Genomic DNA, 8025 nt, shown 5'->3' on the forward strand with positions numbered 1-8025 from the left:
CTCGGCTTCGAGTGCGGCCAGCTGCTGGGAGACCGCGGACGGCGTCAGATGCAGCGCCTGGCCCGCCGCCGTCACGGTGCCGTGGTCGGCGAGGGCGCGCAGTACGCGCAGCCGTCGCGGATCGATCATTCGTCCATCATGGACCTTGCCGTCACGAACGCGTCGACGGCCCGGTTGACGTCGTCGGCCGAGTGCGCCGCCGACATCTGCGTCCGGATCCGGGCCTTGCCGTGCGGCACCACCGGGTAGGAGAACCCGATCACGTAGATGCCCTGGTCGAGCAGCAGATCCGCCATCTTGCCCGCCTTGGCGGCGTCGCCGATCATCACCGGGATGATCGGGTGCTCGCCCGGGAGCAGGTCGAAACCGGCCTCGGTCATCCGTCGCCGGAACAGCTCCGTGTTGGCGCGCAGCTTGCCCAGCAGTTCACTCGACTCGTCCAGCAGCTCCAGCGTGGCGAGCGCGGCCGCGGTGATCGACGGCGCCAGCGAGTTCGAGAACAGGTACGGCCGCGAACGCTGCCGGAGCATCTCGACGATTTCCGCACGACCCGAGGTGTAACCGCCGCTCGCGCCGCCCAGCGCCTTGCCGAGGGTGCCGGTCAGCACGTCGACCTTGTCCTGGACGCCGAACAGCTCGGGCGTGCCGCGACCGGTCGGCCCGGTGAAACCGACGGCGTGCGAGTCGTCGACCATCACCAGGGCGTCGTAGCGCTCGGCCAGCTCGCAGATCTCGTCGAGCGGCGCGAGGTAGCCGTCCATCGAGAACACGCCGTCGGTGGCGATCATCCGGTACCGCGCGCCGGACGCCTCCTTCAGCCGGGCTTCCAGATCCGCGACGTCGCGGTTGCGGTAGCGCATCCGCTTCGCCTTGCACAGCCGGACGCCGTCGATGATCGACGCGTGGTTGAGCTCGTCGGAGATGATGACGTCCTGGTCCGTCAGCAGCGTCTCGAAGAGCCCCGCGTTGGCGTCGAAACAGGAGCTGTAGAGGATCGTGTCCTCGGTGCCGAGGAACTCCGACAGCTTCGCTTCGAGCTCCTTGTGCGGCTGCTGGGTCCCGCAGATGAACCGCACCGACGCCATGCCGAAGCCCCAGCGGTCCAGCGCCTCTTGCGCGGCCTTGACCAGCTTGGGGTGGTCGGCGAGGCCGAGGTAGTTGTTGGCGCAGAAGTTGAGGACGTCGCCGTCGCCGACGCTGACCGAAGCCCGTTGCGGTCCCTGGATCACCCGCTCGCCCTTGTACAGCCCGGCTTCCCGGATCTCGGCGAGCCCGGCCTTGAGGTCGTCGCGCATCGCGCCGTACATCAGTTCTCCGTCCAGTCCAGAATGACCTTGCCGCAGCGGCCTTCCCTGGCCGTCGCGAACGCCTTCTCGTATTCGGTGTAGCCGAACCGGTGGGTGATCACCGGCGAGATGTCCAGCCCGGCCTGCAGCAGGACGGACATCGAGTACCACGTCTCGAACATCTCGCGCCCGTAGATCCCCTTGAGCTGGATCATCTTCAGCACCACGGACGCGACGTCGACCGACACGTCGGAAGCGGGGAGGCCGAGCAGCGCGATGCGCCCACCGTGGGACATGTTCGCGATCATGTCGCGCAGCGCCTCGGGCCGCCCGCTCATCTCCATGCCGACGTCGAAGCCCTCGGCCATGCCGAGCCGCTCCTGCGCGTCGGCGATGGTCGCGGAGGAGACGTCCAGCGCGAGGTCGACGCCGACCTTGCGGGCCAGTTCCAGGCGGTGCTCGCTGACGTCGGTGACGACGACGTTGCGCGCGCCCGCGTGCCGCGCGATGGCGGCGGCCATGATGCCGATCGGGCCGGCGCCGGTGACCAGTACGTCCTCGCCGATGACGGGGAAGGACAGCGCGGTGTGCACGGCGTTGCCGAGCGGATCGAAGATCGCGGCGATGTCGAGGTCGACCTTGGTGCGGTGCACCCAGGCGTTCATCTCGGGCAGGACGGCGTACTGCGCGAAGGCGCCATCGGTGTGCACGCCGAGGCCCTTGGTCCTGGCGCACAGGTGACGCCGCCCGGCCTTGCAGTTGCGGCAGCTTCCGCAGACCAGGTGCCCCTCGCCGCTGACCAGGTCGCCCACCTTGACCGTCGTCACCGAGCGGCCGATCTCGACCACCTCGCCGACGAACTCGTGCCCGATCACCAGCGGCGCGGCGATGGTGCGCGCCGCCCAGTCGTCCCAGGAGTCGATGTGCAGATCGGTACCGCAGATCCCGGCGCGCAGCACGCGGACGGCGACGTCGCCGGGGCCGACGGCGGGGTCCGGCACGTCGGCGAGTTCCAGCCCGGGTGCTCGGTCGGCTTTGACCAATGCCTTCATGGCGCGAAGTCTGGCCCGCCCGTGCTGTTCAGTCCATCGCGAGTTTCTGAAATCCCTCGTTAGCGTGTCTTCACAAGGAGCCCGGGACCCGGACCGACACGAAGTCCGGCCGTGGAATCACTTCGAAGCCGATCGACTCGTAGAGCCGGATGGCCGGCGTGTTCGTCGCCGCCGCGTGCATCATCGGGTGTTCGCCGCGGGCCCGGATCCCCGCCGCCACCGCGCGGATGAGCCGGGTCGCCAGTCCCTGGCCGCGATACGCCGGGTCGGTGCAGACGGCGCTGATCTCGGTCCAGCCGGGTGGGTGCATGCGCTCCCCCGCCATCGCGATCAGCTCGCCGTCGCGCCGGATGCCCAGATATGTCCCCAATTCGATGGTCCGTTTCCGGAACGGTCCCGGCTTGGTCCGCTCCACGAGGTGGAGCATCTCCGGGACGTCGTCCGGCCCCAGTACGACGGCTTCGGGATCTTCGGCGGCTTCGAGCGCGACGTCGACCAGCCGGACTCCGGCGATCCTGCCGAGGACTTCCCAGTCCGCCGGGACGGGCAGCGCGTTGTGGACGGTGACCGTCTGGCCGGGACCCGCCAGCGCGGCGACATCAGCCCACACGCCGTCGTCCGGCTCGGGCGGCAGGGCGAAGAAGGGCGCGACGTCAACCTGATAGCGCAGCACCTGTCCGAAGCGCTCCGCGAAGTGGGCGTGCGGCCCGGTCAGCGAAGCCCAGGCCGGGTCGTCGAAAGGGGTGACCATGACTGCTCCGACAGCGGACGGCGGGCTTTCATTCCCGCTTCCACATCCTGAGCGCTCAGGTACCCGGCACCAGCAGCGGCGAATGCGGGTCGAGCTCGACCCCGCGTTCCCGGAGGGTGTCGTCGATGACCCGCCAGATCCACCGCACCAGCTGGCTCGCGAGCTCCGGGAGTTCGAGGCCGCCCGGATTCTCCAGCCAGCGCGCGGCACTCGTGTCGACGAGGCCGACCAGCCCGAAGGCGAGCGGCTCGGCGATCCGGCCGTCGAGGTCGAAGGTGTCGAGGTAGTGCTCGAACAGGATGGTGAGCTGCCTGGCGATCGCCGTTTTGACGTCGGTGATGGCGTCGCCGCGCCGCCCGGCCTGGGAATGCCGGGCGAGATAGCGGTAGAGGTTCCCGTATTCGGCGAGCCAGCCGGTGTGCGCGCCCACCGCGACGGTGATCAGCTGCATCGGCGTCCCGCTCGGGTCCCACAGCGGAGCCAGTTCGGCGGTGATGAGGCGGACGGCCCGGTCGGCGATCGAACGCTGCAGGTCGGCGGCGTCGTCGAAGTGCTTGTACACCCGGGTTCTCGCCACCCCCGCTTCGTCGGCGATCTGTTCGGTGGAGACCTCCGGCCCGTGCTCGGCGATCGCGCGCAGCGCCGCGTCGACGAATTCCCGTCGGCGGCGCTCCCGCTGTCCCGCCCAGCGCGCCGCCCGGCCATCCGGCCGCGGCGCGTCGGCTTCAGGCGTCATCCCCCGGAGTTTATCGGCGGCCGGTTAACCGGTACACTGCCGTACCCGTTACTTCGGGTATGCAGATCGGCCCGTCCGGGAGACCGCGATGAGGGAAGACGTCGACACCACGGCGGACGCAACGCTGCTCGACGCCTTCCGCGCCGGTGACATCGCCGCCGGCGAAACCCTTTTCCGGCGGCACGCCGAGCCGCTGCGCCGGATCGCCGCGGGCTGGGTCGCCGAGCCCGCCGAACGGGACGACCTCGTGGCCGAAGCGTTCGTGCGTGTCCTGAGCGTCATCCGCGACGGCGGCGGCCCGCGGGAGAACCTCCGCCCCTATCTCGCGGTCACCATCCGGAATCTCGCGGCCAAATGGAGCCACCACCACAAGCGGGTCGAGCTGTACGGCACGACCCCGGCAGTCGAAGAGGCCACCGGGACGATCGGCGCGGAGGAACTCCTCATCCTCCGCTCGAACGCCCGGCTGGCCTGGACCGCCTATTGCGCACTCCCGGGCCGCTGGCGGACAGTGCTTTGGCGGACCGAAGCCGAAGGCGACTCGCCGAAGGTGGTCGCTCCGCTGTTGGGAGTCTCGCCCAACGGCGCCTCCGTCCTGGCCCTGCGTGCCCGCGAAGGACTCCGACAGGCCTTCTTGCAGGCGCAGGTCCCCGAAACGGGAACGCCGTGCTGCCAGGAGGCGCGGCGCCGGATGGGAGCGTGGCTCCGCGGCGGTGTGCCGGGCCGCCGGGCGGACCTGATCGCCGCGCATCTGGCGGGCTGCGAACCCTGCCGCACCGTCGCCACCCGGCTCGACGAGATCAACCGCGAGATGCCGCCGGGTGTCCGCGCCGTCTCCGCCTGAACCCGATCAGCCGGGAACAGGGGCGCCCTCCCCCGCGATCCGCAGCGCCTCCACCAGCTCCCGGTACAGCGTGTCGGTGGCGAGCAGGTGCTCATGGCTACCGCTCGCCCGGACGCGGCCTTCCTCCATCACCACGATGGTGTCCGCGTCGATCACCGTGGACAGCCGGTGCGCCACGGTGACCACGGCGCCCTCACGGGCCAGCCGCCGGATGCAGTCGTGGATCGCGCTCTCGGTCCGGCCGTCGACCTGCGCGGTCGCCTCGTCCAGCAGCACCACGTCCGGCGTGCGCAGGATCGCCCTGGCCAGCGCGATCCGCTGCCGTTCCCCGCCGGACACCGAGGTCGACGAAAGCGGCGTGTCCAGTCCGTCGTCGAGCGCGGCGATCTTGTCGCTCAGCCGGACCTCTTCGAGCACCCGCCGCACCTCTTCCTCGGTCGCGTCGGGGTGGGTGAAGAGCAGGTTCTCCCGGATCGTCCCCGGCACGATCGGCGTCTCCTGCTCGACGTAGGCCAGCCGGGTCCGCACATCCGCGTACGGCAGGTCCGCGTACTCGCGTCCGTCCAGCAGCAGTGAACCCGACTCCGGCCGCACGAACCGCATGATCAGCGACAGCATCGTGGTCTTGCCCGCGCCGGACGGCCCGACGATCGCGGTGTGCCCGCGCCTCGGGATCTTCAGCGACACCTGCCGCAGCGCCGGGTCGCCGCCGTAGCCCGCGGTCACCCCGCGCAGTTCCAGTACCGGGCCGCCCTGCTCGCCCGACGGCTCCGTCCGGGCAGGCGCCCGGTCCTCTTCCACCTCGAGCGCGTCCATCTCCCGGATCCGCCCGGCCGCGGCGATCCCCGCCTGCAACGCGGTCATGTTCTGGCTCAGTTCGGTGATCGGCTCCATCAGCGCGAACGCGTACAGCAGGAACGCGATGAGGCTCGACACCTCGAGCAGGCCCGCGTCGACCCGCCAGGCGCCGAGGCCGAGGATCACCAGGGTGGCGGCCTGGATACCCGTCCAGGCCACCACCCAGGCGACGGCCTCCCGTCGCACCGCGCGGACACCGTGCGCGGCGGCGGCTTCCGCGTCGACCAGGATCCGCTCGGACTGCCGGGCTTCCGCGCGGCTGGCCTTCACCGTGCGGATCGCCCGTAGCGCGCCTTCGAGCACGCCGCCGAGACGGCCTACGCGGTCCTGCGCCTTCTCCTGTTCCTTCGCGATGGCCGGCATGAGCCACGTGAACAACGCGATCACCACGAGCACGGCCGCCACCGTCGTCGCCAGCAGCACCGGGTCGAGCACGCTCATCAGCACCAGGGTGCCGACGAGCATCACCACGCCGTTGATCAGGCCGATCACGCTGGACGACGCCGCCTCGCGCAGGAGCACCGTGTCCGAGGTGACGCGGGTGACCAATTCCCCCGTCGGCCGCTTCGTGATCACCGGGATCGTCGCGCGGAAGAACCGCCGCACCATCGATTCCCGCGCCTTCAGCACCACCCGCTCGCCGACGGTGCCGAGCAGGATCCATTGCCCCAGCCAGATCACCGCGCCGACCACCATCAGGCCCGCCAACGCCAGCACGGGGCCCGCCAGCGACGCCGACGAACCGAGTGAGTCGAGCACCCACTTCGTGACCATGGGCGTGGCGAGACCGGCCGCCGAACCGAGCAGGGCGAGTAGCAGGCCGATCGCCAGTGCCCCCTTGTGCGGTCGCGCGAACGACCACAGCACCTTCAATCGTGGAGTTTTCATGGTTCTCAATGGAACACGAGTGTTCTAAAATCGTCAAACGAGTTCCATATCGGGAGCGGGGTACGGTACCGGCCATGAGTGAGGGTGTGGTCACCGAGACGGGTGTCCGGGCGAGGACCCGGCGCGCGATCCTGGACGCGGCCATCGAGACGTTGACCAAGCAGCCGAGCGCCACGCTGGCCGACATCGCGGCGGCGGCGAACGTCGGGCGCACCACGGTGCACCGGTACTTCGCGGAGCGTTCGGACCTGATCGACGCCATCAGTCACGACGCGCTGGACAAGATCTCCCAGAGCACCGAACGGGCCCGGCTCGACGACGGCCCGGTCCCGGCGGTGCTCGCCCGGCTGTGCCAGGAGTACTTCGAGCACGCCGACATCTTCCAGTTGCTGTTCACCATGCCGGATCTGGTGACCCGGCCAGAATGGGCGGAGGAGAGCGACGACGACCGTCGCCTGCTGCGGCTCATCGAACGCGGGCACGCCGAGGGCTCGATCGATCCGGCGATGACGAAGGAGTGGTTGCTGCAACTGCTCTGGAGCCTGCTCTACACGGCGTGGGAACTGGTGCGCGAGAAGACGCCGAAGCACGAGGCGCTCACGTTGTGCCTGCGCAGCCTGGAAAAGGTCATCGCGGTCGACTGAAGTCCTCCGAAGTGATGACGCGGACTCACGCCGCTTCGAAGATCCTGTCCCCGTGACAGAAAAACCGGTACGCGCCTGGGGAATCCTCTTCGGCGGGCTCGCGGTGTTCGTGGCCGCACCCGCGCTGCTGCTGGCGACCGGGCACGACACGATCAAGCCGTCCGCGGATTCGGACAAGGCGCTTTCCCTTGCCGGAGCCCTGATTCCGGCGCTGGCCGGGATGCTGCTGACCCACGGGATCCCGCTCCACGCGCCGAAACCGCTCCCCGACGCGACCGACCGGGGCAGGCTCCGGAAGCAGGCGACGGCCTTGGCGCTCATCGCTTTCCTGTGGCCGCCGGCGTTGTTCCTGGTTTCGGCCGCGGGTCAACAGGCGCTGGTCCGCGACATCTGGGCACTCGCCAAGCCGCTCGTGTTCTTGGCGCTGCCGCTGCTTCTCCTGCGCACGCGAGGGGAACCCGATCCCTTCCGGCTGACGTGGCTACCCCGGCAGACCTGGCGATGGCTCGCGCCGATTCCGGCGGTGCTCGTGTTCGGCTGGCTCTCCGTCCTCGGCCCGCTCGCGCCGCCGCTCCCCACCGCGGAGGACTACCCGGATCCGGTGTACCTGGCCGTCGGCGCCACGCTGACCTTCTTCACCGCGAACGTCCTCGAAGAGGTCTTCTTCCGCGGCATGCTGCAGACCCGGCTGGAGGCGCTTTTCGGGCGGTGGCCGGGAATCCTGCTGTCGGCCCTGCTGTTCGCCTGGTTGCACCTGCCGACGCACGGACAGGGCTCACTCCCGCTCACCCTGGGCGCGATCGTGGCCTTCCAAGGGTTCTTCGGCCTGTTCGCCGGCTATCTGTGGTCGCGCTACCGCAACCTGTGGGCGCCGATCGCCGCGCACACGGCGATGAACACCCTGCCCCTGTTGCTGATGTGAGCCCGCGGCCGCTCGTGAGTGGTAAGGACGGTTAGAACCGTCCT

At 69.8% G+C, this 8025-nt stretch carries 9 protein-coding genes; 3 read left to right on the top strand and 6 right to left on the bottom strand.

What is annotated here, in order from left to right; all coding sequences use genetic code 11:
- The 5 genes from LCL61_RS04365 to LCL61_RS04385 form a co-directional block, all read right to left on the bottom strand.
- Positions 1-129 (bottom strand): LysR family transcriptional regulator (locus tag LCL61_RS04365; RefSeq protein WP_340688487.1); only part of this gene is annotated, 129 nt, incomplete at its 3' end.
- Positions 126-1307 (bottom strand): glycine C-acetyltransferase, encoded by a 1182-nt coding sequence (locus tag LCL61_RS04370; RefSeq protein ID WP_340685634.1) that lies wholly within the window; start codon positions 1305-1307, stop codon positions 126-128. The genes LCL61_RS04365 and LCL61_RS04370, both read right to left, overlap by 4 nt.
- On the bottom strand, positions 1307-2338 hold the full coding sequence (gene tdh / locus LCL61_RS04375; RefSeq protein WP_340685635.1) for an L-threonine 3-dehydrogenase: 1032 nt from the start codon (positions 2336-2338) through the stop codon (positions 1307-1309). Before tdh ends, LCL61_RS04370 begins: the two co-directional genes overlap by 1 nt.
- Before the next feature lie 70 nt (positions 2339-2408).
- Entirely contained in the window at positions 2409-3089 is a 681-nt protein-coding gene (locus tag LCL61_RS04380; RefSeq protein ID WP_340685636.1) for a GNAT family N-acetyltransferase, read from the bottom strand.
- 55 nt (positions 3090-3144) lie between these two features.
- A complete protein-coding gene (locus LCL61_RS04385) occupies positions 3145-3825 on the bottom strand; it encodes a TetR/AcrR family transcriptional regulator (RefSeq protein WP_340685637.1) in 681 nt (226 codons plus the stop codon).
- Positions 3826-3913: 88 nt separating this feature from the next.
- Between LCL61_RS04385 and LCL61_RS04390 the strand changes: the two genes are divergently transcribed.
- Positions 3914-4669 carry a sigma-70 family RNA polymerase sigma factor gene (locus tag LCL61_RS04390; RefSeq protein WP_340685638.1) on the top strand — a complete coding sequence of 252 codons (756 nt, stop codon included), beginning with the start codon at positions 3914-3916 and terminating at the stop codon, positions 4667-4669.
- A gap of 6 nt (positions 4670-4675) precedes the next feature.
- Here the strand turns inward: LCL61_RS04390 and LCL61_RS04395 are convergent, their stop codons facing one another.
- The gene (locus LCL61_RS04395) at positions 4676-6415 is read right to left on the bottom strand and encodes an ABC transporter ATP-binding protein (RefSeq protein WP_340685639.1); all 1740 of its coding nucleotides are present in this window, start codon (positions 6413-6415) and stop codon (positions 4676-4678) included.
- A gap of 74 nt (positions 6416-6489) precedes the next feature.
- Here LCL61_RS04395 and LCL61_RS04400 point away from each other — a divergent pair, with 74 nt between their 5' ends.
- Both LCL61_RS04400 and LCL61_RS04405 read left to right on the top strand, forming a co-directional pair.
- Positions 6490-7059 carry a TetR/AcrR family transcriptional regulator gene (locus LCL61_RS04400; protein ID WP_340685640.1) on the top strand — a complete coding sequence of 190 codons (570 nt, stop codon included), beginning with the start codon at positions 6490-6492 and terminating at the stop codon, positions 7057-7059.
- A gap of 52 nt (positions 7060-7111) precedes the next feature.
- On the top strand, positions 7112-7981 hold the full coding sequence (locus LCL61_RS04405) for a CPBP family intramembrane glutamic endopeptidase (protein ID WP_340685641.1): 870 nt from the start codon (positions 7112-7114) through the stop codon (positions 7979-7981).
- The last annotated feature ends 44 nt before the right edge of the window (positions 7982-8025 follow it).

Source organism: Amycolatopsis coloradensis, assembly GCF_037997115.1.
Taxonomy (GTDB): domain Bacteria; phylum Actinomycetota; class Actinomycetes; order Mycobacteriales; family Pseudonocardiaceae; genus Amycolatopsis; species Amycolatopsis coloradensis_A.